General features: G+C 69.1%; 26 protein-coding genes. 1 reads left to right on the plus strand and 25 read right to left on the minus strand.

Translation table 11 applies throughout. The features are described from left to right. Nucleotides 1-30 precede the first annotated feature (30 nt). The 23 genes from WEF05_09970 to WEF05_10080 form a co-directional block, all read right to left on the minus strand. Complete coding sequence (locus tag WEF05_09970; GenBank protein ID MEX1102208.1) at nucleotides 31-1,719, minus strand: ATPase, T2SS/T4P/T4SS family; 1,689 nt, start codon at nucleotides 1,717-1,719, stop codon at nucleotides 31-33. Between the two features lie 48 nt (nucleotides 1,720-1,767). Continuing rightward, nucleotides 1,768-2,487: a hypothetical protein gene (locus WEF05_09975; GenBank protein MEX1102209.1), complete on the minus strand. Its 720-nt coding sequence runs from the start codon at nucleotides 2,485-2,487 to the stop codon at nucleotides 1,768-1,770. A 99-nt stretch (nucleotides 2,488-2,586) separates the two neighbouring features. Beyond that, entirely contained in the window at nucleotides 2,587-3,426 is an 840-nt protein-coding gene (aroE, locus tag WEF05_09980; protein ID MEX1102210.1) for a shikimate dehydrogenase, read from the minus strand. Nucleotides 3,427-3,446: 20 nt separating this feature from the next. Then, a complete protein-coding gene (gene mltG / locus WEF05_09985; GenBank protein ID MEX1102211.1) occupies nucleotides 3,447-4,544 on the minus strand; it encodes an endolytic transglycosylase MltG in 1,098 nt (365 codons plus the stop codon). A 23-nt stretch (nucleotides 4,545-4,567) separates the two neighbouring features. Then, nucleotides 4,568-5,041 carry a Holliday junction resolvase RuvX gene (gene ruvX / locus WEF05_09990; protein ID MEX1102212.1) on the minus strand — a complete coding sequence of 158 codons (474 nt, stop codon included), beginning with the start codon at nucleotides 5,039-5,041 and terminating at the stop codon, nucleotides 4,568-4,570. Continuing rightward, the gene (gene alaS / locus WEF05_09995; GenBank protein MEX1102213.1) at nucleotides 5,034-7,661 is read right to left on the minus strand and encodes an alanine--tRNA ligase; all 2,628 of its coding nucleotides are present in this window, start codon (nucleotides 7,659-7,661) and stop codon (nucleotides 5,034-5,036) included. Before alaS ends, ruvX begins: the two co-directional genes overlap by 8 nt. Before the next feature lie 25 nt (nucleotides 7,662-7,686). Then, nucleotides 7,687-7,965, minus strand: coding sequence for a hypothetical protein (locus WEF05_10000; GenBank protein ID MEX1102214.1), 279 nt, complete (start codon nucleotides 7,963-7,965; stop codon nucleotides 7,687-7,689). A gap of 1 nt (nucleotide 7,966) precedes the next feature. Continuing rightward, on the minus strand, nucleotides 7,967-8,347 hold the full coding sequence (locus tag WEF05_10005) for a DUF948 domain-containing protein (GenBank protein ID MEX1102215.1): 381 nt from the start codon (nucleotides 8,345-8,347) through the stop codon (nucleotides 7,967-7,969). A gap of 71 nt (nucleotides 8,348-8,418) precedes the next feature. Next, nucleotides 8,419-9,672 (minus strand): replication-associated recombination protein A, encoded by a 1,254-nt coding sequence (locus WEF05_10010; protein MEX1102216.1) that lies wholly within the window; start codon nucleotides 9,670-9,672, stop codon nucleotides 8,419-8,421. 9 nt (nucleotides 9,673-9,681) lie between these two features. Next, entirely contained in the window at nucleotides 9,682-11,460 is a 1,779-nt protein-coding gene (gene aspS / locus WEF05_10015; protein MEX1102217.1) for an aspartate--tRNA ligase, read from the minus strand. A gap of 29 nt (nucleotides 11,461-11,489) precedes the next feature. Then, complete coding sequence (hisS, locus tag WEF05_10020) at nucleotides 11,490-12,761, minus strand: histidine--tRNA ligase (protein MEX1102218.1); 1,272 nt, start codon at nucleotides 12,759-12,761, stop codon at nucleotides 11,490-11,492. Next, nucleotides 12,761-13,396 (minus strand): MBL fold metallo-hydrolase, encoded by a 636-nt coding sequence (locus tag WEF05_10025; protein MEX1102219.1) that lies wholly within the window; start codon nucleotides 13,394-13,396, stop codon nucleotides 12,761-12,763. Before WEF05_10025 ends, hisS begins: the two co-directional genes overlap by 1 nt. A 65-nt stretch (nucleotides 13,397-13,461) precedes the next feature. Continuing rightward, entirely contained in the window at nucleotides 13,462-13,911 is a 450-nt protein-coding gene (gene dtd / locus WEF05_10030) for a D-aminoacyl-tRNA deacylase (protein ID MEX1102220.1), read from the minus strand. A 15-nt stretch (nucleotides 13,912-13,926) separates the two neighbouring features. After that, the gene (locus tag WEF05_10035) at nucleotides 13,927-16,164 is read right to left on the minus strand and encodes a bifunctional (p)ppGpp synthetase/guanosine-3',5'-bis(diphosphate) 3'-pyrophosphohydrolase (GenBank protein ID MEX1102221.1); all 2,238 of its coding nucleotides are present in this window, start codon (nucleotides 16,162-16,164) and stop codon (nucleotides 13,927-13,929) included. A gap of 204 nt (nucleotides 16,165-16,368) precedes the next feature. Further along, nucleotides 16,369-16,614, minus strand: a complete 246-nt coding sequence (locus tag WEF05_10040; protein MEX1102222.1) for a hypothetical protein — start codon at nucleotides 16,612-16,614, stop codon at nucleotides 16,369-16,371. A 192-nt stretch (nucleotides 16,615-16,806) separates the two neighbouring features. Further along, nucleotides 16,807-17,328 (minus strand): adenine phosphoribosyltransferase, encoded by a 522-nt coding sequence (locus WEF05_10045; GenBank protein ID MEX1102223.1) that lies wholly within the window; start codon nucleotides 17,326-17,328, stop codon nucleotides 16,807-16,809. Between the two features lie 3 nt (nucleotides 17,329-17,331). After that, nucleotides 17,332-18,435 carry a protein translocase subunit SecF gene (secF, locus tag WEF05_10050; GenBank protein ID MEX1102224.1) on the minus strand — a complete coding sequence of 368 codons (1,104 nt, stop codon included), beginning with the start codon at nucleotides 18,433-18,435 and terminating at the stop codon, nucleotides 17,332-17,334. Between the two features lie 5 nt (nucleotides 18,436-18,440). Continuing rightward, nucleotides 18,441-20,417, minus strand: a complete 1,977-nt coding sequence (gene secD, locus WEF05_10055) for a protein translocase subunit SecD (protein ID MEX1102225.1) — start codon at nucleotides 20,415-20,417, stop codon at nucleotides 18,441-18,443. After that, a complete protein-coding gene (locus WEF05_10060) occupies nucleotides 20,414-21,166 on the minus strand; it encodes an HD domain-containing protein (protein MEX1102226.1) in 753 nt (250 codons plus the stop codon). The genes secD and WEF05_10060 overlap by 4 nt, the downstream gene beginning before the upstream one ends. Nucleotides 21,167-21,216: 50 nt before the next feature. Continuing rightward, nucleotides 21,217-21,618, minus strand: coding sequence for a preprotein translocase subunit YajC (gene yajC / locus WEF05_10065; protein MEX1102227.1), 402 nt, complete (start codon nucleotides 21,616-21,618; stop codon nucleotides 21,217-21,219). Nucleotides 21,619-21,694: 76 nt separating this feature from the next. After that, entirely contained in the window at nucleotides 21,695-22,765 is a 1,071-nt protein-coding gene (gene ruvB / locus WEF05_10070; protein MEX1102228.1) for a Holliday junction branch migration DNA helicase RuvB, read from the minus strand. Then, nucleotides 22,762-23,331 carry a Holliday junction branch migration protein RuvA gene (ruvA, locus tag WEF05_10075; GenBank protein ID MEX1102229.1) on the minus strand — a complete coding sequence of 190 codons (570 nt, stop codon included), beginning with the start codon at nucleotides 23,329-23,331 and terminating at the stop codon, nucleotides 22,762-22,764. Before ruvA ends, ruvB begins: the two co-directional genes overlap by 4 nt. After that, nucleotides 23,328-23,840: a crossover junction endodeoxyribonuclease RuvC gene (locus tag WEF05_10080; protein MEX1102230.1), complete on the minus strand. Its 513-nt coding sequence runs from the start codon at nucleotides 23,838-23,840 to the stop codon at nucleotides 23,328-23,330. Before WEF05_10080 ends, ruvA begins: the two co-directional genes overlap by 4 nt. A gap of 95 nt (nucleotides 23,841-23,935) precedes the next feature. Here WEF05_10080 and WEF05_10085 point away from each other — a divergent pair, with 95 nt between their 5' ends. After that, entirely contained in the window at nucleotides 23,936-25,183 is a 1,248-nt protein-coding gene (locus tag WEF05_10085; GenBank protein MEX1102231.1) for a cation:proton antiporter, read from the plus strand. 24 nt (nucleotides 25,184-25,207) lie between these two features. On the opposite strand, the gene WEF05_10090 is transcribed toward WEF05_10085, so the two are convergent. Next, nucleotides 25,208-25,960 carry a YebC/PmpR family DNA-binding transcriptional regulator gene (locus WEF05_10090; GenBank protein ID MEX1102232.1) on the minus strand — a complete coding sequence of 251 codons (753 nt, stop codon included), beginning with the start codon at nucleotides 25,958-25,960 and terminating at the stop codon, nucleotides 25,208-25,210. Between the two features lie 5 nt (nucleotides 25,961-25,965). After that, a complete protein-coding gene (gene pdxT / locus WEF05_10095; protein ID MEX1102233.1) occupies nucleotides 25,966-26,523 on the minus strand; it encodes a pyridoxal 5'-phosphate synthase glutaminase subunit PdxT in 558 nt (185 codons plus the stop codon). Between the last annotated feature and the right edge of the window lie 5 nt (nucleotides 26,524-26,528).

A 26,528-nucleotide genomic window follows, 5' to 3' on the forward strand; every position in this document is an offset into this window, starting at 1 on the left:
CACGACTTCCATGCCGGGGATACTCATCTGCTACTTCACCACCCTCGCGACTTCCTCGATCGATGTCTGTCCCATCCTTGCTTTGGTCAGACCGTCGTCTCGCAGGGTGGACATCCCCTGCTCGATCGCGACCCGCCTCACATCATCGGCAGACGAACGCTCGACCGTGAGCCGTTCGATCTCCTCGCTCATCTGCATCACCTCGTACAACCCGATCCGGCCTCGATAGCCCGTGTTCGTGCACGCCGAGCAGCCCTCGGCGCGGAACAGCTCGGTAATCTCGTCCCACTGGTACTCGGGGTAGCCGGCGGCCTCGAGCTCGGGCTGATCCGGCGCGTATGCCACGCGGCAGCGCTCACAGAGCTTGCGCGCCAGGCGTTGCGCCACCACGCAATCAACCGCCGAAGCGACCAAGAAGGTCTCGACGTCCATCTCGGTGAGCCTGGTGATCGCCGAGGGAGCATCGTTGGTGTGCAACGACGAAAGCACGAGGTGACCGGTGAGCGCGGCCTCGACCGCGATCATCGCCGTCTCGCGGTCGCGGATCTCTCCGATCAGCACGATATCGGGGTCCGATCGCAGGATCGATCGCAGCGCCGTGGCGAAGGTCAGGCCCGCCTTGTTGTTGACCTGGATCTGGTTCACGCCGGGAAGTCGGTACTCGACCGGATCCTCGACGGTGATGATGTTGCGCTCCGGGTCGTTGAGGATGTTCAGCGTCGCATACATCGACGTCGACTTCCCCGACCCGGTCGGGCCGGTGACGAGCAGCGCGCCATACGGCTTGCGGAACGACTGCTCGAACCGCTTGTAGCTGTCCTCGAGGAACCCGAGCTCCTCGAGGCGGATCAGCGCGTGGCTCGTGTCGAGGATCCGGATCACGATCTTCTCGCCGTAGACGGTCGGCAGGCTGGCGAGCCGCAGGTCGACCTTTCGACCGCCGACCGTCATGCCAATGCGGCCGTCCTGGGGGAGGCGCTTCTCCGCGATGTTGAGATCGGCCATGACCTTGAGCCGGCTGACGAGGCCGTTCTGGACGTTCTTCGGGACGCGCTGCATCGCCTCGTGGAGCACGCCGTCCACGCGGAAGCGGACGCGGACGTCCTTCTCCCCCGGTTCGATGTGGACGTCCGATGCCCGGTCGGCGACGGCCTGGGTCATGATCGAGGTCACGAGCTTGACGATCGGTGCGTCCTCGACCGCCGCCTCGACGTCGCCCAGACCGTCCTCACCGGCCTGCACGTCCGCCGACGCCTCGGCGACCATGTCGTCGAGCTGCGCATCGAGCGACGCGAACTTAGCGATCGCCTGTTCGACGTCGCTGGCCGTCGCCACGACCGGCTTCACGTCTCGGTTCGTGATCGCCCGGATGTCGTCGAGCGCGTACACGTTGGCGGGGTCGGACATCGCGACGAGCAGCTTGTCTTCGCGGGTCGCGATCGGGATCGCCCGGTAGCGGCGGGCCAGGGTCTCCGGCAGCAGGGAAGCGGCCATCGGATCGATCTGGAAGTCGGAAAGGTCGACGAACTCCAGGCCGACCTGCTCGGAGAGGGCGCGCACGAGGTCGGCTTCCTTGATGAAGCCCTTGTCGATCAGGACGCGGCCGAGCGCCTTCGGCGTCTTCTTGTGCTCGTCGAGTGCCTGATCGAGCTGTTCCTGCGTGAGGAGCCCCTGCTCGATCAGGATCTGACCGAGCTGCTTGGGCTTGCGCTTCGCCATATCCTCCCCTTGGGGTCACGCCCCTCGCTGGCGAGTAGTTCGGACTACTTAGGACTCTTCGTCATCGACGCTGGTCTCCTGAAGGAGTCGGGAGAACTCCTGGGCGAGCAGCACCCGATCCACCTCCCCGTCCTCTTCCGGCGACGGCTTCGGTGCCTTCGCCGGCGGGTCCGCCGGAGGCGTCTGCGCGGCCGGCTCGGGCTCCGCCGCAGCCGGTTCCGGGGCCGCCGCCGGCTCCGGAGCGGGCGCGTTCCCGGCGGGTCCGGCGCCTTCGCCCGGGCCACCGGCCGCCCCTGCGGCGGTCTGCTTGGATTCCGCGGCGATGGGCTGCTCGACCGGCGCCTTCGCGTCCTTGTGCAGAGATGTCCGCGGCTTGCCGCTGGGAGCGGCGGGAGCGTCGGGGATCTTCAAGGCGTCCTTCTTCGCGCGCCCCTCCTCGGCCTGCAGCAGTGCTTGCTCGAGCTGATCGATCAGCAGTCCCGGACGGATCGTCGTCCCCCCCAAGGCGAACGCGCCGTACGGACCGCGACGGACATAGACCCAGAGTTCGTCGGCGAACTCGAGGAAGCCTTTGTCGGAGTCTCCGAGCGTCGCGAACCGGAGCCAGGCCGGCTTGATCTCCTGCTCGGCGTCCGGGGGGAAGGCGCCCAGGACCAGACCGTCGCGTGAGACGATCAGCACGCCGCGCAGGTCGTTGAACGACACCGCGATCCGTGACGCGAGCGCCGCGAAGTCTTCCAATCCCGGATCTCCTCTCTGAGGAGGCATCGGGAGCGCATCCGGAGCGCTTGAGGCTCCCCGCGCACGCACGACCGGGAACCATCACAACGGCCCATCCCGGCGTGGTTCCGCCGTGGAACGACGGTCCTACGAGGGCTCGGCCAGCTCCACCAGCGCGGCCGCCGACATCCGCTCGAGCGGAGGCGTTCGGCCGGTCCAGAGCTCGAAGGCCAGCGCCGCCTGGTGCAGCAGCAGGCCCAGTCCACCGAACACCGTCGCACCCGCCGCCCGAGCGGCGGTCTGCAGCGGGGTCACCGACGGCCGGTACAGCAGATCGACGACGAGCACGTCCGGGTGCAGGGCGGGGTGTGGCAGTTCCTCCCCCTGGGCGCCGAGCGGGGTGGCGTTCACCACGAGCGGCACGTCGAGCCCGGCCGCATCGGCGATCGGAACGACCGAGACCTCCGTGGACATCCCCTCCAAGCCCGACGTGAGGGCACCTGCGCCGGCCGGGTCGCGCACGGCGACGTGGAGGCGACCCAGGCCCGCTCGTGAGAGTGCGAGTGCACACGAGCGTGCCGCTCCCCCGGCGCCGAACACGAGCGCATCACGATCCGCCGGATCGAAGCCGGCGTCGAGCCGAAGGAAACGATCGAACCCCGGTGTGTCGGTGTTGTGTCCGACGAGTGCGGTCGGCGTCACGACGATCGTGTTCACGGCCTGCAACCGTTCCGCGTCGTCGGAGAGCTCGTCGCAGATGGATGCCGCCTCGGTCTTGTGCGGCATCGTCACGTTCGTCCCCGAGAACCCCAGGACCCGCAGACCGCGTACCGCGTCGGCGAGCCCGTCGGGTGGCACCGGGAGGGGCACGTACACCCAATCGAGATCGAGCGCACCGAACGCCGCGTTGTGGATCGCGGGCGACAGGCTGTGCTCGACGGGCCACCCGATCACCCCGACCGTGTGGGTTCCTCCGCGCACCCGCATCGCGTTCCCTTCCTCAGCCATCAGCCGAGACAGCGCTGTTTGTCGGCGAGGAACTCGTCGTAGTCGTCGGTGAACTCGTGGCTGCCGTCCTCTCCGCACAGGACGTAGTAGCGCACGTTCGAGTCCGCCGGCTCGAGGGCGGCTCGGATCGAGTCCAGGCCCGGGTTCGCGATCGGTGTCGGCGGCAGACCCTTGAACAATCGCGTGTTGTACGGGCTGTCGATCTCCAGGTCGGACTGGGTCAGCCCATCCTCGGGATTCGGGTCGATGTACTGCAGGGTGGCGTCGATCCCGAGGATCTCCCCGACCTCGAGACGGTTGTAGATCACCGCCGACACGAGCGGCCGTTCGTCCGTGACGGAGGCCTCACGCTCGACCATCGAGGCGATCGTCACGATCTCGTACGGCGTGACGCCCAGCTCCTTCGCGTTCTCCCACGGGAGCTTCGCGACCTGGGAATCGAACTGCTGTAAGAGGACGTCGATCGCTTCGCCGGGGTTCGTTCCCTTCGTGAAGAACTCGTAGGTGTTGGGGAACAGGAACCCCTCCGTCGTCTCCGTGCCCTCGGGGAGGGAAGGCGGCAGCGACCGAGACCCGTCGGTGGCAGCCGTCAGGAGCTTGTTCTCCGACAACCCCAGCTCGTCGGAGAGCACCTCGACGATCTGCTCGACGGTGTAGCCCTCGGGGATCGTGACCGTGGTCGTCGGAGTGGCCGGGGGCAGGGGTTTCGACAGGATCCTGATCGCCTGGTCGAGGGAGATCTCGGTGCGCAGCTCGTGTTCGCCCGCGCGGACGTCCTCGGCCTTGTCGTTGCCGTTGAGCAGGATGCGTCCGATGAACCCGCCGCACCGGATCACCTCCTCCTCGCTGAGCACCTGGACGACCTGCTCGCCGGTCGCTCCGTCGGGGATCGTGATCGTGATCGGCTCGTGGCGATCGCCGCTCCCCTTGCACCACGAGTAATAGGTAGCCGCCCCGGCCACGCCTCCCGCGACCACGAGGAACGCGACGATCAGCGCCACGAGGCCCCAGCGTCGTCGGCGCCGGGATCTCCGTGACTCCTCCTGTGGGTCGGGTCCGGGGAGGTTGCCGAGCAGGGTCTGCGGGTCGTGTGGCATCCCGGCGAGGATAGCGGCCGGGGTCAGGTCCGGCTCGGCCCGGCGGTCGCGCTCGTGCCCCGGCGCCGGTCGAGCCAGGACTGCAGGATCACCGTCGCGGCCGAGCGGTCGGACGCCCGCTTGCGCTCACGTGCCGACGCACCGGCCGCTGCGAGCGCGCGCTCGGCCTCCGCGGTGGACAGGCGCTCGTCCTCCAACTCGACGGGTACCTGCAGGAACGTCCGCAGGGCGCCCGCGAACGCCTCCGCGTGGTCGGCCCGGGTCCCCGCCGCGCCCGACATCGACAGCGGCAGGCCGACCACGATCGCCACGATGCCGTGCTCGCGAACGAGCGAGGCGACCGCCTTGAGATCGGCGGCAGCACCCGTGTGGATCGTGCCGAGCGGCACGGCGAGTCGCCGGCCGGGATCGGAGATCGCGACACCGATCCTGGCGTCGCCGTGATCGAGGCCGAGCACCCGGCCGGTCGCGGGAACGGCATCCCCGCCCTCAGTCACCGGCGGTCAGGAGCTCCTGGAGCCGCGTGGGGATCGTCGCGAGCGCGTCCGGGACGGCGTCGCCCTTCTTGCCGCCGGCGAACGCGAGGATCGGTTTGCCTCCGGCTCCGCCGCCGACCTGCTTCGCGGCGGCCTCGAGCAGCTTCGGCGCCTCGACGCCGCGCTCGAGCAATCGCTTGGAGACGGCGGCCACCAGCAGGGCCTTCCCCTCGGAGCCGTTGCCGAGCACGACCGCGGCTCCGCCCTTGCCTTCGAGCTTGCCGACGGCCTTCTGGGCCAGCTCGCGCAGGGAGTCGGCGTCGGCGTCCTGCGCCGACGCCACGAGTCTGGCTCCTCCGACCTCCGAGGCGCGCCCGACGATCTCGTCCACGAGCCCGACGACGTCCTGCTTCTTCAGCGATCCCAGCTCGTTCTGGAGCCGCTTCAGCTCCGCCATCACGTGTGACGCGCGTTCGGGCGCCGAGCGCAGGTCCCCCGCGCGGAGCACCTCGCTGACCTCCTCGAGCAGGCGGCGTTCCAGGTTGATCTCCCGGATCGCGTCGGGTCCCACGAGCGCCTCGACCCGGCGCATGCCCGCACCGATGCTCGACTCTCCGAGCACCCGGAGGATCGCGACGTTGCCCGTGCGGAGCACGTGTGTTCCCCCGCACAGCTCGCGGGAGTACTCACCGATCTCCACGACCCGGACGAGGTCTCCGTACTTCTCGCCGAACAGCGCCGTGGCTCCCAGACGCTTCGCCTCGTCGAAGGTCGTCTCGAAGATCCGGACCGACTCGTCGTCGGCGAGCCGGCGGTTCACGAGCTCCTCCGCCTGTTCGAGCTGCTCGCGGGGCACCGACGCATGATGGGAGAAGTCGAACCGGAGCCGCCCCGGCGCGACGAGGGAACCCGCCTGCCGGGCGTGCTCCCCGAGCAGGTGCTTCAACGTCCAGTGGAGCACGTGCGTGCCAGTGTGCGAACGCGCGGTCGACGCGCGGAACAGCGGGTCGACGGCGGCGTGGGCGTGCTCACCGACTCGGATCTCGCCCGACGCCACGAGTCCGCTGTGCACGATCACCTCGCCGGGCGCCCACTGTGCGTCCGTGACGCGGACCACACCACCCGAGGTCCGGATGACGCCCTGGTCTCCGACCTGCCCTCCGGCCTCGGCGTAGAACGGGGTGCGCGGCAGGATTAGGCGGACCTCGTCGCCCTCGCCCGCGACCTCGACCCCACCGACGGGCGTCAGCAGCGCGGCGATCTCGGCGTCGGACTCGAGCTCGCGGTATCCCACGAAGTCGGTGGCGCCGGTACGACCGACAGCGTCGGCCACCGCCGCGTCGACCGATCCCTTCTTGACGGCGTCCTTCGCGCGGCGCCGCTGCTCGTCCATCAGTGCCTCGAAACGATCGAGGTCCACCTCGAGACCCGCGTCCCCCGCGAGCTCGAGGGTGAGTTCCTTCGGGAAACCGAACGTGTCGTGCAGCTTGAACGCGTCGTCGCCCGAGAGCTTGGTTCCCGCGTCGGTTCGATCGATCGCCTCCGCCAGCAGGTCCCGGCCTTGGCGGAGCGTTCCGGAGAACCGTTCCTCTTCCGAGCCTGCGACCTGGGCGGCGAACGCCCGGTTCTCGCGCAGCTCGGGGTAGGTATCGCCGAGCAGCTCCACGGTCGTGTCGACGAGCGGCTCGGTGACCGTGCCCGCGATCCCGAGCCGGCGGGCGTGGTCGACCAGCCGGCGCAGCATGCGCCGCAGGACATAGCCCCTCCCCTCGTTCGAGGGTTGCACGCCGTCGGCGATCAAGAACGTCGTCGCCCGCCCGTGCTCCGCCACGATCCGCAGCGAACGATCGGTCACCTCCCCCTCGCCGTAGCGCTTGCCCGACAGCGACTCCGCCACCTCGACGAGCGGACGCATCAGGTCGGTGTCGTAGAACGAGTCGAGCCCGTTCAGCACCGTCGCGAGCCGTTCGAGGCTGGCGCCGGTATCGATGTTCTTGCGCGGCAGGTCCCCGATGATCTCGTCGTTCACGTCGACCTCGTTCTGCATGAAGACGTGGTTCCAGATCTCGACGAACCGCTCCTCGTCGACGGCCGGACCGCCGTCGGGTCCGTACTTCGAGCCCCGGTCGACGAAGATCTCCGAGGACGGACCGGCCGGGCCCGCTGCGTGCATCGACCAGAAGTTGTCGACCTTCCCCCGCTTGACGATCCGATCGCGCGGGATGCCGATGTCGTGCCAGATCTGCACCGCCTCGTCATCGGTCTCGTAGGTGGTGACCCACAGCAGGGCCGGATCCAGTCCGTAGACCTCGGTGACCAGCTCGTAGCCCCAGGCACACGACTCGGCCTTGAAGTAGTCGCCGAAGGAGAAATTGCCGAGCATCTCGAACATCGTGAGGTGCCGCGCGGTCCGCCCGACGTTCTCGATGTCGTTCGTCCGGAAGCACTTCTGGGCGGAAGTCGCCCGTCCGAACGGGGGCTCGGCGATCCCCAGGAAGGAGGGGATGAACTGGTTCATGCCCGCGTTCGTCAGCAACAAGCCGGACTCGGGTGGGGGGATCAGCGACGCGGACTTGACACGCGTGTGCCCGCGCTCCTCGAAGAAGCGCAGGAACCGCTCACGGATCTGGCGACCCTCCACGGGGGGTGAGTCTACCGGCGGAGGCTCAGTCGGCCGGCAGGCGAGGAACGTCGCGGCTCTGCCGGCCGCGCCGCGCGGCGTCGAGTCGGTCGCGCGAGTCGTCCTCGGCGGCCGCCATCGCACGCTTGCCCTCTTCGAGCGACTCGCTCACGAGCTTGGAGAACTCGAGGAGGCCGCCCTTCGCCTCGCGCGCGATGCTCGCCGGAGCGACCCTGTTGGCCTGCTTACGCGTCCAGCGGGTCGCGGCGACGCCCGCCACGGCGCCGGCGCCGAGTCCGAACGCGAGCCAGAAGATGCGCCGCACGTCAGGCCTTGGAGCCCTTCGAACCGCCCATCCGGGAGGCGAAGTTCTTCAGCCCGGCCGAGAACCCGATGAACTTCACGAGCGGACTCGATGCCGCCTGCTCGACGAGATCGGTGATCCGCTCGACGCGGGCGACGATGTTCCCCGCCGATTCCAACATGCCGTCGACGCGCTCGAGCTCCTTGTTCACGTTCTGCACCGAGACCTTGACCTCGCCCATCAGAGGGAGGGTCTCCTGACGCACGCCGTCGATCAGCATCTTCGTGCTCTCGAGCACGCGGAAGGTGTTGAGCAACACGACGCAGAGGAACAGCACGAGCAGACCCCAGAAGGCGGCCAGGATGATGAGGGCGATATCTCCCCCGGAGGCGGCAACGAACATCGGCTTCTCTCCTCTGGACTCGAGACCTGGACGCGGAGGCCGTAGTCTACCCACCCGGTTCCCGGCGGTGTCTACTCGGAGCGGTCGCCTCCGTGCCAGGTGACCGACTCCTCGCCCTCGCCGCTGGGCTCGTAGTACCGCTCGCCCTCGAACCGGGCCGGTCGATGTGCCTGCTCGACCCAGTGACCCGGCGCGTCGTGCGGATACCGGTAGCCCTTCCCGTGCCCGAGCTGCTCCGCTCCCTTGTAGTGGGCGTCGCGCAGGTGCAGCGGGACGGGCTCGGCGCTGCGGGCGTCCTGGGTCGCCGCGCCGAGCGAGGCGATCACGCTGTTGGACTTCGGCGCTCGCGCCAGGTACAGCGCGGCGTGCGCGAGGTTGAGCCGAACCTCCGGCATCCCCACGTGCTCCACGGCCTGGGCCGCCGCGACGGCGACGAGCAGCGCGCGGGAATCGGCCAGGCCGATGTCCTCGCTCGCATGGACCACGAGCCGGCGCGCGATGTACCGGGGGTCCTCGCCCGCTTCGAGCATGCGGGCGAGCCAGAACAGGGTCGCGTCCGGATCCGAGCCGCGGATGCTCTTGATGAAGGCGCTGATCACGTCGTAGTGCGCGTCTCCCTGACGGTCGTACACGATCGCGTTCTTCTGCACGGCGTCCGACGCGATCGCGAGATCGATCTCGCCGCCGTCCCCGACCGCGAGCGCGGCCGCCTCGAGTCCGGTGAGCGCAACGCGGGCGTCACCACCGGAGAGCTCGACGAGGTGCTCCCGGGCCTCGTCGGTCACGCTCACGCCCATCGAGCCGAGCCCGCGGACCTCGTCGGTCAGCGCCCTGTCGAGCAACGCCCGGAGCGCGTCCGGTTCCAGCGGTTCGAGCCGCAGCAGGATGCTTCGCGACAGCAGTGGGGTGTTGAGCGAGAAGTACGGGTTCTCGGTCGTCGCACCGATCAGCGTGACGGTGCCGTCCTCCACGCCGGGCAGGAGCACGTCCTGCTGCGTTTTGCTCCAACGGTGGACCTCGTCCACGAACAGGACCGTGCGGAACAGGCCCGGACCTCCCTTGGCCGCATCGAGCACCTTCCGCGCATCGGCCACGCCGGAGGACACCGCGGACAGCTGGACGATCTGCGCGCCGACGGCGTCGGCGAGCAGGTGGGCGAGCGTGGTCTTCCCGGTTCCCGCGGGACCCCACAGCACGAGGGAGGGGAGGTGGCCGCCCTCGATCAGCTTCGTGAGCGCCTTCCCGGGCCCCAGGAGGTGCTCCTGCCCGACGAACTCGTCGAACGCGCGAGGCCGCATCCGCGCGGCGAGGGGTTGGTCGGTCACGTCGTCAGGCTAGACATCGCCCACGGATCCGTCGGGCGGCTCGTGCGGTCGCAGCAGCGCGAGATTCAGCTCGCGCAGCTGCACCTCGTCGACCGGGGCGGGAGCGCCGGTCATCGGATCCGACCCCGACTGCGTCTTCGGGAACGCGATCACCTCGGAGATCGATCGCTCCCCGGCCAGCAGCATCACGAGACGATCCCAGCCGAACGCGATCCCGCCGTGCGGCGGCGCGCCGTAGCGGAAGGCCTCCAGCATGTGTCCGAACTTCTCCTCCGCCTCGTCCGGGGAGATCCCGAGGACATCGAGCACCGCGCGCTGCATGTCCGCGCGATGGATCCGGATGCTGCCCCCGCCGAGCTCCAGCCCGTTCAGGACGAGGTCATAGCCCCGGCCGGTCGCCGTCGCAGGGTCCAGATCGTCGGGGTCGGTCGGCGCGGTGAACAGGTGGTGGACGGCGCTCCACCGCCCGTCGTCCTCGCTCCACTCGAACAAGGGGGGCTCGGTCTGCCAGCAGAACGCCCACTCCCCCTCCGGGATCAGGTCGAGCCGTTCGGCGAGGCTGCGACGGAGCCCGTCGAGGGCCACCGCGACCCGGTCCGGTTGGTCGGCCACGAGCAGGATCAGGTCGCCGTCGTCGGCGCCGGTCGCCTTCACGACACCGGCCAGCTCCTCCGGGGTGAGGTGCTTCTCCACCGGTGACCGGAAACCGCCGTCCGCGTAGACGATCCAGACGAGCCCGGCGGCTCCGCGGCCCTTCGTGTCGGCGACGAGCTGATCGAGCTCCTTGCGCGAGAGCTGGGCTCCTCCCGGCGCCGCGATCCCCTTGATCGCTCCGCCGCCGTGCAGGACCGATGCGAACGCTCGGAACCCCGTTCCCTCGAACACCGGCGCCTGGTCGGCCAGCTCCATCCCGTAGCGCAGATCGGGCTTGTCGCTCCCGAACCGGTCGAGCATCTCCGCGTAGGTCATGCGCGGGAACGGAGCCTGTACGGTCGCGCCCGCGAGCTCGGCCAGGAGCTGCACCATGAGCCCCTCCATCAGCCGGATCAGGTCCTCCTCTTCCACGAAGGACATCTCGAGATCGAGCTGGGTGAACTCGAGCTGACGGTCCGCTCGATGATCCTCGTCCCGGTAGCACCGGACGATCTGGTAGTAGCGATCCTGCCCGGCGACCATCAGCAACTGCTTCAGCTGCTGCGGCGACTGCGGCAGCGCGTAGAACGCTCCCGCGGACTGGCGGGAGGGAACGAGGAAGTCGCGCGCGCCCTCGGGCGTGCTCCGTGTCAGCGTCGGGGTCTCGATCTCGGTGAACCCCCGCTCGTCGAGGTAGCGACGGGTCAGGCTGTTCACGGCAGCCCGCAGCCGCAGGCGCTCGGTCATCTCCGGCCGGCGCAGATCCAGGTAGCGGTAGCGCAGGCGGAGCACCTCGTTGGCCTCGACCCGGTCCTGGATCGGGAACGGCGGGGTCTCGGCGGGTGAGAGCCGGTCCACCACGCTCGCCGCGACCTCGACCTCACCCGTCGGCAGCTCCGGGTTCACAGCGCCCTCCGGGCGGGGCCGGACCAGCCCCTCGATCCGGACGACGTCTTCCGAGCGCAGCTCCTGCGCCGCGGCATGCGCCTGGGGCGCGTCCTCGGGATGGAAGACGAGCTGGATCAGCCCGTCACGGTCCCGCAGGTCGACGAACGTGACCCCGCCGTGGTCGCGGCGGTTCGCGACCCACCCGCACAGCGCCACGTCCGTGCCCGCATCGCCCGCCCGCAGGGCTCCGCACCGATGCGTGCGCATCGAGGTCGACAGATCGGTCCGTTCCTCGCTCACGCGCGCTCCTGTTCCACCGTGACGAGGCGCGCCACCGCCGTCTCGATCGGGATCGTCTCCTGCTCTCCGTCGGCCATCCGCCGGAGGGTCGCCTGCCCGGCCGCGATCTCGCGCGCTCCCAGGATCGCCGTGAACGTGGCGCCGCTGCGGTCGGCCATCTTCAGCTGCGCTTTCATCGGGCGGTCCTCGAGCGCCGTGGTGACGGGGACACCGGCGGCGCGCAGGTCGGCGATCAGCGTTCCGGCGGCCGCGCGCGCCTCGTCCCCGAGTGCCACCACGAAGCAGGCGGGGGCGGTCGAGGGAGCGGGTGGTGCTTTCTCCGCGTCCGCCGCCAGCAGCACGCGGTCCAGCCCCATCGCGAACCCGACACCGGGTGTCGCCGCCCCGCCGAGCTGCTCGGCGAGTCCGTCGTAGCGCCCGCCCGCGTTGATCGTCGACTGCGCCGCGTCCAGCGCGCTCGAGATCCACTCGAACGCTGTCCGCGTGTAGTAGTCCAGACCGCGGACGAGCCGAGCGTCCAGCTCGTAGGCGACGCCGGCCCCGTCCAGCCCCGCCCGGACCTGAGCGAAGTGCTCGGTGCACGCCTCACAGAGATGCTCGACGATAGCGGGCGCCGACCGGACGAAGTCCTTGTTCCCGTCCACCTTGCAGTCGAACACCCGCAAGGGGTTGGAACGCAAGCGCGTCCGGCAGTCCTGGTCGAGCTCGTCCAGGTGCGGTTCAAAGTGAGCCACGAGCAGCTCCCGGTAGGCCGGACGGCAGGCGGCGTCGCCGATCGAGTTGAGGTGCAGGACCTGGTCGCGTAGCCCGCGATCGCGGAGGAAGCGCTCGCCGAGCTCGATCACCTCCACGTCGGCGTCCGGTCCGGCCACCCCCAGGACCTCGACCCCGAACTGGCGGAACTCCCGCAGACGCCCGGCCTGCGGGCGTCCGTGACGGAACTGCGATCCGACGTAGTAGGCGCGGAACGGCGCACCGAGATCGTGCTGGTGGGTCAGGTAGGCGCGGACGACCGACGCCGTGTTCTCGGGTCGCAGCGTGAACGATCGGCCCTTCGTGTCCTCGAACGTGTACATCTCCTTGGTCACGACGTCGGAGGTCGCGCCAGAGGTCCGTGCGAACAGCTCCGTGTGCTCGAAGGTCGGCGTCTCGACGTAGCGGTAGCCGTACAGGCGCGCCGTGCGGTGCGAGCGTTCGTACAGATCGAGCATCGCGTCCGCGCGCGGGGGCAACAGGTCCGCGGTCCCCCGCGGCGGCGCGAGCTCCATCAACGCGTCCCGAGGAACCCGCCCGGTTCGAGGAACGGGTTGGTCGCGCGCTCGCGCCCAAGGGAGGTCGACGGCCCGTGGCCGGGATGAACGGGGAGCGCGTCGTCCAGCTCGAGGAACCGTCGCAGGCTCTCCCGGATCTGGGACGCGGAGGAGTTGGGGAAGTCGTGGCGCCCGATCGAGCCGGCGAACACGAGGTCACCGGAGAACACGAGCCCATCGGTCCGGAAGCACACGCTCCCGGGCGTGTGACCCGGCGTGTGGAGCACCTCGATCTCGAACCCCGCGAACATCAGCCGTTCGCCGCCGGCGAGCGTGCGGACGTCCTTGACCGGAACCGGGGGGGCGGCGTACCCCGCACCCCAGGTCTCGGCGTCGGACAGCGCGAGCGCGTCGGCCTCGTGGATGTAGAGCGGGACCTCGTCCCCGCAGAGGTTGGCGGCGGCGCCGATGTGATCGTGGTGCCCGTGGGTCGCGAGCACCGCCACGGGTCGCTTCCCCGCCTTCTCGAGCTGGCGGAGCACCCGCGGGGCCTCGAACCCGGGATCGACGACGACCGCGTCGTCGCTGCCCTCGGCCGCCACGAGCCAGCAGTTCGATGCCATCGGGTTGTCGTTGAACACGTCCAGGAACATGAGGCCCCTATCCTAGCGGGGCACCTGCGGCCGACCGGGGTCCGTGGGCTTGCCGAGGCCGGGACCTAGAAGGTCTTCTCGGAATCGAGCATGAGGGTCACGGGGCCGTCGTTGTTCAGCTCGACGTCCATGTGCGCGCCGAACCGGCCGCGTTCGACGCGAACCCCGCGCTCCTCGAGTGCACGAGCGAAGGCTTCCACGCCCTCGGCTCCCTGCTCGGGAGGCGCGGCTCCGAGCCACGAGGGGCGACGGCCCTTGCGCACGTCGCCGTAGAGCGTGAACTGCGAGACGACGAGTGCCGCTCCGTCGACCTCGGCCAGCGGCAGGTTCATCTTGCTCTGCGCATCGGAGAACACGCGCAACCCGACGATCTTGTCGGCGAGCCACGCGACCTGCTCGGGCGTGTCCTCGTGGCCGGCCGCGACCAGAAGCAGGTACCCGCGACCGATCTCCCCGGTGACCTCGCCGTCGACGGTCACCGATGCGCGCGAGACGCGCTGCAGGACGATCCGCATCCGCGAGCGCGCGCCTTACCGGGGAACGACCCGGTACGCGTCGTAGACACCCTCGACCTTCTTCACGGCCGACAGCACGCCGGTGAGATGGGTGATGTCGGCGAGCTCGAAGGTGAAGCGGAGCTTCACGATGCGGTCCCGATTCGTGGTCGAGGTCGCGGACAGGATGTTCACGTGATTGTCGGACAGCACCGTGGCGACGTCGGAAAGCAGCCGCGTTCGGTCGAGCGCCTCGACCTGGACCGCGACCGTGAAGATCGTCGGCTTGCCCTCGGCCCAGCTGACGTCGATCAGGCGCTCGGGTTCGCGCGCGAGCGCCTTCGCGTTCGGACAGTCTGTGCGATGCACGGACACGCCCTGACCCCGCGTCACGAACCCCATGATCTCGTCCCCCGGCACGGGCGTGCAGCAACGGCCGAGCCGTACCCACACGTCGTCGGCGCCGGGAACCACCACGCCTGCGGTGACGTCCGGGCGGGCGATCTTCACCGGTCGCGCGAGGGGGACCTCGGTGACGTCCTCCTCCGGCGTGCCGGCCAGCATCCGGGACATCCGGGCCACGATCGACTGCGGCGACACCCGGTTCTCCCCCACCGCGACATAGAGCGCGTCGAGGTTCGGGTAGTGCAGCTCGCCGGCGATCTGGTTCAGCGCCTCCTCGGTAGCGCGGCGCTTCAGTGGGGCGTGCTGCTTGCGCAGGACCCGCTGGAGGGTGTCCCGCCCTTGCTCGAGGGCGTCCTCGCGCCGCTCCCGAGAGAACCACTGCTTGATCTTGTTGCGCGCGCGCGGCGTCGCCACGAACTGGAGCCAGTCCTGCGAGGGACCCTCCATCCGGGACTTCGAGGTGAGCACCTCGACCGTGTCCCCGGTTCGCAGCTCGTAGTCGAGCGGCACGAGCTTGCCGTTCACCTTGGCGCCGATCGCGCGGTGACCGACCTCGGTGTGGATCGTGTAGGCGAAGTCGACGGGCGTCGCGCCGGTCGGCATGTTCACCACGTCGCCCTTCGGACTGAAGACGAACACCTGCCCGCCGTAGAGGTCGACCTTGAGCCCCTCCATGAACTCGCGCGGGTCGCGCATGTCCTTGAGCCACTCGAGCATCTGTCCGAGCCAGGCCAGGTCGGCGTCACCCTTGGACTGTTTGCCGCCCTCCTTGTAGCGCCAGTGCGCGGCGATCCCGTACTGCGCCGTGCGGTGCATCTCGCGCGTGCGGATCTGGAATTCGATCGGCGTACCACCCGGGCCGAGAACGGTCGTGTGCAGCGATTGGTACATGTTGTTCTTGGGCATCGCGACGTAGTCCTTGAAGCGACCCGGAACCGGCTTCCACAGCGCATGGATCGCCCCGAGGGCGCCGTAGGTGTCGCGCACCTGATCGACGAGCACCCGCACGCCGACGAGGTCGTAGATCTCGTTGAACTCCTTGCCGCGCAACACCATCTTCTCGTAGATCGAGTACAGGTGCTTGGGTCGCCCTTCGACCTCGCCCTTGATGCCGAGCTCCTTCATCTTCGAGCGCGCCTGCTCGAGGACGTCGTCGATCAGCTCCTGACGCTCACCCCGTCGCTTGTCGACCAGGCTCGCGATCTCGCGGTAGGGCCCCGGGTGCAGGGTCTTGAACGACAGGTCCTCCAACTCCCACTTGATCTGCTGCACGCCGAGGCGATGTGCGAGCGGCGCATAGATCTCGAGGGTCTCGGTGGCCTTCGCGCGCTGCTTGGGCGCGGGCATGCTTCCGAGGGTGCGCATGTTGTGGAGCCGGTCGGCCAGCTTGATCAGCAGCACGCGGATATCGCCGGCCATCGCGACGATCATCTTGCGAACGTTCTCCGCCTGTTCCTGCTCGCGGCTGCGGAACTCGATCGCCTCGAGCTTGGTGAGCCCGTCCACGATGCCGGCCACGTCCGGGCTGAACCGGTGCTCGAGCTGCTCGATCGAGACCTCGGTGTCCTCGACCGTGTCGTGCAACAGCGCCGCGACGATCGTCGTCGTGTCCAGGTGCAGGTCGGCCAGGATCTGCGCGACCGACAGCGGGTGCTCGATGAAGTCCTCACCCGAGACGCGCTTCTGTCCGGCGTGGGACGCCTCGGCGAGCCGATAGGCGTCCTGGACCTCGTCGAGGTCCGCCTTCGGGTTGTAGGACTTGATCACCCGAAGGAGCGGCTCGATCCCCTCGGGCGGGGCCTCCGCCGGCCGCAGGCGCGACAGCAGACGAGGTCGACGCTCGCTCCTGACCTGCTCACGGCTGTCCACCGGCGTTCCTCCTCGTCACAGCCAGTGTAGCCGCGCAGGTCCTCGACCCCGGGCAGCCGATGTGGAGAGCTGATGGGGGCCCGGAGGTCTCCAGGGTCGCACTGTCGAGCAGACCAAAGTCCCGGAGCATCGTCTGCCCAAGCACCCGTGCGTTGATCCGGGCAACATCGTCCGCCGTCAGGTACTGCATGCCGCCTTCCCTCTCTACAGGTCAGCGAGCTTTTCGAGCGCCACCGCGTATCGGTCCTGCGCCCGCCGAGCGAAGCTGTCGACGGCATCCCGGTGCCCCTCGTTCGACAGGTAGTCACGAACCGCTCGCAGCACGATCTCGTTCGCGCTTACCTCGATTGCCACCGACAACGTCCGGATGGCCTCGTGCACCTCCTCGGGAACGCGGACCGTGAGCTGCCGAGTGGCGCCTTCCCTTCCGTTCTTGGATCGCTTCCGCATGTCCTGCATGGCCCAGGCCTCCCAAAGGACCCCGCCCGGGATCCCTCCGAAGGTAAAAGTATGACCTCATGCTGTCATGCTGTCAATGGCCTCTGTGGTATCTGCCCGACGGGACAACAGGAGGCCGTAAAGACACCGGGAGAAACACCCAGCCAAGGAGGGCTGTACCCCCCGCCTGGAGTGAGGCGTCTCTCAGTACTCGAGGAGCGTGAACAGGTCGTAGCCGTCGACCTGCTTGGCGCCTTCGAGGAACCCGAGCTCGATCAGGCAGGCGATCCCCACGACCTTGCCCCCGATCCGCTCGACCAGGTCGGCCGTGGCCTTCGCGGTGCCCCCGGTGGCGAGCACGTCGTCGACGATCAGCACCCGCTCCCCGGGGTTCACGGCGTCCTTGTGGATCTCCAGGGTCGCCGTCCCGTACTCCAGGGAATACTCCGCGGCTTCGGTCTCCCAGGGCAGCTTGTCGGCCTTGCGCACGGGGACGAACCCGGCACCGAAGTGGTAGGCGACCGGCGAGGCGAGGATGAAACCGCGCGCCTCGATCCCCACGACCTTGTCGATGTTCCCTCGGCCGAAGTGGACCACGATCAGGTCGATGATCGTCGAGAACGCGATCTCGTCGGCCAGCAACGGCGTGATGTCCTTGAAGACGATGCCTTCCTGCGGGAAGTCGGGGACGTCCCGGATCAACGACTTGATGGCTTCGATCTGCACCGCTTACCTCCGTTTGGGCTTCTTGGGTGGCTTCCGCTTGCTCTTGGGTGGCGGCTTGGAGCTCCGTCCCGCGCCCGAGGAGGGCTTCGGCCGGGCGCTCACGGCGGCGGCGGTCTCATCGGCCTCGACCGACCCGGTGGCCCGCGCACCCGCAGCTGCGGCCGCCACCTGACGGGTCTTCGAACGTTCGCGGAGCTGGCGGTAGCGCGGATCGCGCTCCTTCAGCACCACGAGCGCCGGCGCCGCGATGAAGATCGACGAGTAGGCGCCGGTCAGGGTTCCGATGAACATCGCGAAGGCGAAGTCCTTGAGGGTCTCGCCGCCGAACAGGAGCAAGCTGAGGATCGGGAGCAGGACGACGACCGAGGTGTTGATCGACCGCATCAGGACCTCGTTCATCGAACGGTTCACGACCCCGTCGTACCCCTCCTTGCCGACGGCGGCGAGGGAGGCCGCGTTCTCCCTGATGCGGTCGTAGATCACCACCGTGTCGTAAAGGGAGAACCCGAAGATCGTGAGGACCGCGATCACCGTCTCGGGGGTGACCTCGCGGCCGGTGAAGACGTAGACGCCGGCGGTGATCGCCACGTCGTGGAACAGCGCGATGATCGCGCCGATCGCCATCTTCCACTCGAACCGCAGGGTGATGTACAGGGTGATCGCGGCGAGGACGACGACCATCCCCGTCAGCGCCTTGCGCGAGATCTCTGCGCCCCAGGTGGGACCCACGTCCTCGAGCGTGACCTCACCCTGTGGCACCCCCACCGCTTCGGCGATCGAGGCGATCACGTCCTGGGCACCGCCGGAGCCGAAGCTCTCGGTCCGGATCGTGATCGTGTCCCCGCCCACCTCCTGGACCTCCGCCCCGGACACCCCGGCCTCGGTCAGGACGTCCTCCACCTGCTCGACCGTGATCGCGTTCGGGTTGTCTACCGTGATCAGCGCACCGCCCTCGAAGTCGATCGAAAGGTTCAACCCGGGCCAGAACAGCCCGACGATCGAGACCGCGATCAGCACGCCGGAGATCGCGAACCAGATCTTGCGCCTGCCCATGATGTTGAATTGGGGCGTCTCCTGACCGCGGAAGATCGCTACGGCGTGCGACATCGTGCTCATCGCTCACCTCCCGCGATCGGCGCCGTCTCCGCGTCGTGTGCGATCCCGAGCCCCGCCTTGAGGCCGATACCCGGGATCGACACGAGGCGTTCGTTCCGAGCGATCAGGAACGCGACCGGCCGTTTGAAGAAGTAGACGACGAACAGGTCGAGGAACACCGCCACGCCCAGGGTGAGCGCGAACCCGCGCACCGAGCTGACGGCCGTGACGTAGAGGCCCATCGCCGCGATCCCGGTCACGACGTCGGCGGCGACGATCGTGTGCCACGACTTCGCGAACGCCGGCTCGACGGCCGTCCGCGGGGTCTTGCCCCTTCGGACCTCGTCCTTCAGCCGTTCGAAGAACACGATGTAGGAGTCGGCCGTCACGCCGAGCGAGATCACGAGCCCCGCGACGCCTGCCAGCGTGAGCGAGTAGCCGAACGCCTCGCCGCCGAGCGAGATCAGGCCGAGGGCGAGCACACCCCAGGTCGCCATCCCGAGCCAGGCGACCAGCCCGAGGATCCGGTAGTAGAAGAACAGGTACGCGGCCAGCAGGAACAGTCCGGCGATCCCCGCGATCAGGCCCTGCCGGAGAGATTCCTCACCGAGGGTCGGGCTGACGGTGACGAGCTGCTGCTGGGTGAGCTGCACCGGGAGCGACCCGGCGTTGAGCGTCGTGGCCAGATCGCGCGCCTCCTGCTCGGTGAAGTCGCCGGTGATGTTCGCGCGGCCGCCCGTGATCGGCTCGTTGATCGATGGGGCCGAGACCACCTCCTGGTCGAGGACGATCGCCAGCTGGCGGCCGACGAGCTCGGTGGTCACCTCGCCGAACGTGTCCGCTCCCGCCCCTGTGAGCTGGAACTCGACCGACCACCCCGCGGCACCCGTGGTCTGCTGACCCGGTGCGCTGAACACCGCGGTCGCACGGCGGATCGCATCTCCCGTGAGCCGGACGGGGCCGAGACGGTACTTCGGCGCGGTCTCCGGATCGCCCGGGCCTCGGAACACGACCTCTTGATCCTCGAGCGCCTCGAACGAGCACTCCTCGGTCTCCTGTTGCTGCAGGGTCGCGCAGGTGACCTCCGCCTCCTCGAACCCCGGAACCCCGGGTGCGAGCGTCTCGAGCACCTCGCGCTCCTCGAGGCGGGCCGTCGCCCCGATCAGCTGGATCAAGCGCTCCTGGCCCGTCTCCTGCAGGCGCGCCTGTGCGGCGTCGCGCGTGAAGAAGCATCCGAGGTTCTGTTCCGCCGAGGACACGACGCAGAACCGGCGGTCGACCTCGCGGATCTGGACGGAATCGAGCAGCTCCTGCGCTTCCTCGTTCGTCGGGAAGCAGTCGACGTTCTCGCCGTCCGCGTCGCGCACGCACGAGGCGGTTTGCTCCTCGATCCGTAGGTCCTGGACGAACGCCTCGGCGTCCGCCCGCTCGGGGAAGCAGCGCAGGTTGCCGCCGCCCTGGCTCGTCACGCAGAACTGGTCCCCCTGGCGGGCCACGTTCGCCGAGTCGAGCGATGCCTGCGCGTCGCGCTCGGACCCGAAACACCCGAACTGCCCGTCGTCCCCCACGATGCAGTACTGCGGCGGCACGTCGACCACCTCGAGCTGATCGAGCACCGTCTCGGCCTCGGCCGAGGTCGGGAGACATCCGAGGTTGCGGTCGCCGCGCGCGATCAGACAGGACTGCGGCTCACGGTTCTCCTGGATCGTTCCCTCGGCGAGTCCGGGGATCTGGACCTCGATGCTCGTTCCCGTGACGAAGATCTCGGGTTCGGCGACGCCGAAGGCATCGACGCGGTTGCGGATGCTCTCGAGCGCTCGGTTCATCACCGGCTGGGGCGTGCCCTCGGGCGCCGAGAGCGTGACGGAGACCCCGCCCTCGAGATCGAGGCCGAGCACCGGGACGATGCCGACGATCCATCCCACGATCGAGGCGGCCACGAGGGCGACCGAGAAGAAGATCGACAGCCACCAGTTGCGCGTGCGCTTCTTCACGCGAGCTCGGCCTTGTTGATCGTGAGCTTGAAGCTACAGCCGAGCTTCTCGGCCGCGAGCCTGCACATCTGCATCCTGCCCAGGAAGATCTCGAAGTACTCCATCACTTGGCTGATCTGGGTGTCGATCGTGAGCTCGAGGGTGATCGTGCGGGCACCGGAGTCTACCCGCAGGAAGCTCTGCTCCGCCGCGTAGTTCACGCGATCGTGGATGTCGAACTCCGGCCGGCCGGACTTGCGCACCCGGCTGCGGTGCACGTCCGACTTGTCCGCGAGGATCACCGCCGCCGACTCGATCGAGATCCGCGACCCCTCGGGTTCCTCGTGGTTCGCCACGGCCGCGACGATCGTCGTCAGATCCTGCGGGGAGACCTGGTCACGGAGTGCCTCGTAGACGAGCACCGCACCGGTCTGCCCGTGCATCTCTCTAGAGATCATGTTCCCGACGTCGTGCAGGTAGGCCGCGACGCATCCACGGACCGCCTGCTCCTCGTCGAAGTCGAGCCTCGCGAGGACCTGGTAGGCGATCTGCGCGGTCAGGTTCGCGTGGCGGAACCCGTGCTCGGTGTAGCCGAGCCCCTCCATGACGCGGTCGGCGGCCGCGATGAAGCTCGACAGCTCCGGATGATCACGGACGAGCTCGAGCGTGATGCCACGGGCCTCGGGAGCGTCGACCGGGTCCTCGGGGAGGATCGCTCCCCCCGTCTCCGCGCCGGTTGCATCATCGGGTGGGCCGGGAACAGTGGCCATCGCTGCGTCGGCTGCGCGTCGGCGTGACGCCCGCTCAGCGGGTCCCGCGCTCAGCGGGTCCCGCGCTCGTCGGCCGCGTCGTCCGCGTCGTCGAGCTCCACGACCTCGTCGTCCTCGTCGACGTAGGTCTCGTCGTCCTCGTCCACCATCTTCTGGGAGATCGCGCGACGGACCATCCGCGTCTGGACGCCGGGGGCGATCTCGACCGTCACGATGTCGGCATCGTCATCGATGTCGATCACGGTGCCGATCAGCCCGCCTGCGGTCATCACCTCGTCGCCCGTCTCGATGCTGGAGAGCAGCGCGGCCTGGGCGCGAGCGCGCTTCTGCTGCGGCCGGATCAGCAGGAAGTAGAACAGGCCGCCCATCAGCACGAGCGGCAGCAGGAACCCGACGATGTTGCCGCCCCCGTCCGAGGTCTCTGCGGCGATGGATGCGATCAGCTGGGTCATGATGTGGGGGCCCCTCCTCGAGCCTCGGGGAGCTTACAGGCTACCGCCGCCGCCCCCGGAAGGTCGATCGGCGCAGCTACAGGGGCAGCGCGCCCTCGGCGGCGATGCCCAGGTGCCGGTAGGCACGCTCGGTCGCCACCCGCCCACGGGGGGTCCGGTGCAGGAACCCGAGCTGGAGCAGGTAGGGCTCGTAGACGTCCTCGACGGTGTCCGACTCCTCGCCGACGGCGGCTGCCAGGGTCGACAGCCCCACGGGACCTCCCCGGAAGCGCTGCACGATCGCCTGCAGGATCGCCAGGTCCACCTTGTCCAGGCCCTCGTCGTCGACCTCGAACAGCTCCAGACCCGACCGTGCGACGTCCGCGGAGATCCGGCCGTCGCGTCGCACCTGCGCGTAGTCGCGCACCCGCCGCAGCAGCCGGTTCGCCACACGCGGGGTGCCGCGCGAACGTCCCGCGATCTCGGCTGCCCCCTCGTCGTCGAGCTCTGACTCGAGGATGCCCGCGGACCGGTGCACGATCGTGCCGAGGTCGTCGGCGGAGTAGTAGTCCAGCCGGGGTGAGAACCCGAAGCGCTCCCGCAACGGCAGGGTGATCCGCCCGGGCCGGGTCGTCGCCGCGACGAGGCTGAAGTGGGGAAGCTCGAGCCGGATGCTCCGGGCGCTGGGGCCCTTGCCGAGGATCACATCGAGCTTGAAGTCCTCCAGGGCCGGATACAGGATCTCCTCGACCGCGCGCGGCATCCGATGGATCTCGTCGACGAACAGGACGTCGCCTTCCTCAAGGTTGGTCAGGATCGCCGCGAGGTCGCCCGCGCGCTCGAGCGCCGGACCCGACGTCGGCTGGAACCCGACCCCCATCTCGTGCGCGACGATGCTCGCCAGGGTGGTCTTGCCGAGCCCCGGTGGACCGCTGAACAACGTGTGGTCGACGGTCTCGCCGCGCGACCGGGCGCCGTCCATCAGCAGCTGCAGCTGTTCCTTGACCTTTGCCTGGCCGACGAACTCCGAGAGCGTGCGGGGGCGGAGAGCGTTGTCGAAGGAACGTTCCTCCTCGCCCAGCTCGCCGGTGTCCACGAGCCGCGCACCTTCGCCGAGATCGACGACCGCATCCGCGTCTGCGTCGGTGCCGTGGGGCTCGCCGGTCATGCCCGTCCCACCTTCTGCAACGCCTCGCGGAGCAGTTCCTCGGCGGGACGGGTTCCGTCCGGGCCGAGCTCGGCGATCGCCTCGGTCGCCTCCTGTGGCGTAAGCCCCAGCGACAAGAGCGCCTCGCGCACGTCGGCAAGCGGACCTTCGAGCACGATCACGTCGCCGCCGAACGTGTCCTTCAGGTCGAGGACGACCCGTTGCGCGACCTTCTTGCCGACGCCCGGAACGACGGTGAGCGCCGTGACGTCGCCGGCCAGGATCGCCCGACGCAACGCATCCGGCGTGAGGGCGGACAGGAACGCGAGTCCGACCTTCGGACCGACCCCCGTCACGCCGGTGAGCAGATCGAACAGCGTACGCTCGTCGGGAGAGGAGAACCCGTACAGGGTGATGCCGTCGTCGCGCACGACCATGCGGGTGTGGATCTTCGCGGGCTTGCCGACCCCCGGGAGCCCCGCGACGGTCGACGTCGGGACCGCGAGGTCATAGCCCACGCCCCCGGTTTCGACCACGACGCGGTTCGCGCCCTTCTCGGCCACGGTCCCCGACAGGAAGGCGATCATCGCGCCACCGCCCGGTCCGCGGCCCGGCGCAGACGGGACTGCGTCACGTGGCACACGGCGACGGCGACGGCGTCCGCTGCGTCCGGTTGCGAGGGCACCCCGCGGAGCCCATGCGCGGACACCAGGGCGGCGTGGACCTGTCGCTTGCTCGCGTTGCCGACCCCGGTGATCGCCAGCTTCACCTCGAGCGGACCGTACTCGGCGACGTCGATACCGGCGTCGGCCGCGGCCAGCAGCACGACACCGGTCGCCCGGGCGACCTGCAGACCGCTGGTGACGTTCCGGTTCCACGCCACACGCTCTACCGCGAGCGCGGCGGCCGCGTGGGCGTCGATCGCGGCGCGCACCGCCGCATAGATCCGCGCGAGCCGGTGCTGCTCGCGCTGATCCGCCGGCGTGCGGACGGTCTCGGTCCACAGCAGATCGGGACGGCGGTCGCGACGCGCCACGGCCGCGATCCCGAGCGAGGCGATCCCCGGGTCGACGCCGAGGACACAGGAATCGAACATATGTGCGGAGTCTAGGTCGCCCGCGAGACGTGGGCAATCATCCCCCCCGGGCGCTTTCCGGGAGCGAGCGCCGACGACCTGAGAACATCGACCACATGGAGGAGCACGCCCCCGAGTTGATCGCGACGATCGCGATCGCGCTGCCGGCCGCGTTCGTCGGGGGGTTCGTGGCTCGTCACCTGCGCCTGCCTGCGATCGTCGGCTACCTGCTCGCGGGCGTGGCGATCGGGCCCGCCACCCCCGGACTGGTCGCGAACACCGACATCGCGCTCGAGCTGGCCGAGATCGGCGTGATCCTGCTGATGTTCGGCGTCGGCCTGCACTTCAGCGTCCAGGACCTGCTCCGGGTGCGCTCGGTCGCGCTGCCGGGGGCCGTCGGCCAGATCACGGTGGCCATCGGGCTCGGCATGGCCGTCGGGCTGGCGATCGGAGGCGACCCGCTGGAGTCGTTCGTGCTCGGACTGGCGATCTCGGTCGCGAGCACGGTCGTCCTGCTCCGCGCCCTCGAGCGACGCAACGCGGTGAACACCCCTCCGGGGCAGGTCGCGGTCGGGTGGCTGATCGTCGAGGATCTGTTCACCGTGATCGCCCTCGTGCTGCTTCCTACCGTGGCGACCGCGTTCGGGGCCGAAGGTCAGCCCGGCTCGGAGGGCTCGGCACTCGTGTCGGTGGCGGCCGCGATCGGGAAGGCGATCGTGTTCACCGCGCTGATGCTCGTCGTCGGGGCGCGCGTGCTGCCGTGGATCCTGGATCACGTCGAGCGCGACGGGTTCCGTGAGATCTTCACGCTCGCGGTGCTGTCGATCGCGCTCGGCATCGCGTTCGTCGCCAGCGTCGTCTTCGATGTGTCGCTCGCGCTGGGCGCGTTCCTGGCAGGAGCCGTCCTGAACGAGTCGCACCTCACCGAGCGCGCGGCGAAGGACATCCTTCCCTTGAGCGACACGTTCGGGGTGTTGTTCTTCGTCGCCGTCGGCATGTTGCTCGATCCTGCGATCCTCCTCGACAGTCCGGCCGCGATCGCGGCATTGGTCGGCGTCGTCGTGATCGGCAAGTCCCTCGCCGCTCTGTTGATCGTGTTGCTCCTTCGACGGCCTCTATCGATCGGCCTGACCGTCGCCGCGGGCCTGGCGCAGATCGGTGAGTTCTCGTTCATCGTCGCAACCGCGGGCACGCAGCTGGGGATGCTGTCCGACGAGGGGTTCCAGCTCGTCGTCGCGACCGCGGTGCTGTCGGTCTCTATCAACCCGCTGTTGTTCGCCGCGATCGAACCCGTCGAACGCTGGGTGCGCCGACGCCCGTCCCTCGCTCGCACCCTGGAGCCGGGATCGGCAGACGTCACCTGAGCCGGCCGCTGGGCCACCGCCTGCTCAGCCGAGCTCGGCCATGACCGCCTCGGGGATGTCGAAGTTCGCGTAGACGTTCTGGATGTCTTCCAGCTCTTCGAGGGCCTCGATCAGCGCGAGCACCTGCTTCGCCTCGCCGCCCTCGACCGGGATCGTGCTCTTGGGGATCATCGTGATCTCGGCCGAGAACACCGGCACGCCCGCCTGCTCGAGCGCACTCTGCACGGCCTTGAACGCCGAGGGGTCGCACACGATGTCCCACGAGCTCTCGGAATCCCGCAGATCCTCGGCGCCGGACTCGAGCGCCAGCTCGAGCATGCGCTCTTCGTCCGGAGCGAGCGACTTCTCGACGACGGCCAGGCCCTTTCGCTCGAACATCCACGCCGTGCTCCCCTGCTCGCCGAAGTTGCCGTTCGAGCGTGTGAACGCGTGACGGACCTCCTGACCGGTCCGGTTCCGGTTGTCGGTCAGCGCTTCGACGAGCACCGCGATGCCGCCGGTCGCATACCCCTCGTAGAGCAGCTCCTCGTACCGCGCGCCCGAGTCGTCCTCACCGCTCCCGCGTTTGATCGCCCGGTCGATGTTGTCGTTCGGGACCGACAACCCCTTCGCCTTCTCGATCGCCGATGCGAGGGTCATGTTCCCGTCGGGATCTCCCCCACCTTCGCGCGCCGCGACCTCGACCGCGCGCAGCAGCTTCGCGTACATGTTCGAACGCTTGGCGTCGTTCGCCGCCTTCTTGCGCTTGATCGTCGCCCACTTGGAGTGCCCGGACATCCCCGCTACACCTTCTCCAGCCAGTACGCGTGGAGGCCCGTCTCGCCCACCAGCTCCGGGTGGAACGACGCGACGAGGACGTGCTCGTGCTCCAGGACGACGGGGCGGCCCTCGTGTTCGGCGAGGACCTCGACTCCGGGACCGATCCGCTCGACCCAGGGAGCGCGGATGAAGACCCCACGCACCGGATGCTCGATCCCGCGGACCCGCAGATCGGCCTCGAACGATTCCACCTGCGGTCCGTAGGCGTTGCGCCGCACGCTGACGTCGAGGAGCCCGAGCAAGGGTTCGCCGTCGAGCACTTCCGCTGCGAGGACGATCATGCCCGCGCAGGTCCCGAGCACCGGCATCCCGGCGTGGACGCGATCGCGGATCGGTGCGACGAGCCCGGCGGACACCGCGAGCTTGCCGATCGTCGTCGACTCGCCGCCGGGGATCACCAGCCCGTCGACCTCGGCGAGATCGGCGGGTGTCCGGACCTCGAGCGGCGTGGCGCCGGCGTCGGCGAGGGTGCGAACGTGTTCGCGGAAGTCTCCCTGCAACGCGAGCACGCCGACCTTCATCGCGC

This window comes from Actinomycetota bacterium (assembly GCA_040881665.1).
GTDB lineage: Bacteria > Actinomycetota > UBA4738 > UBA4738 > HRBIN12 > JBBDWR01.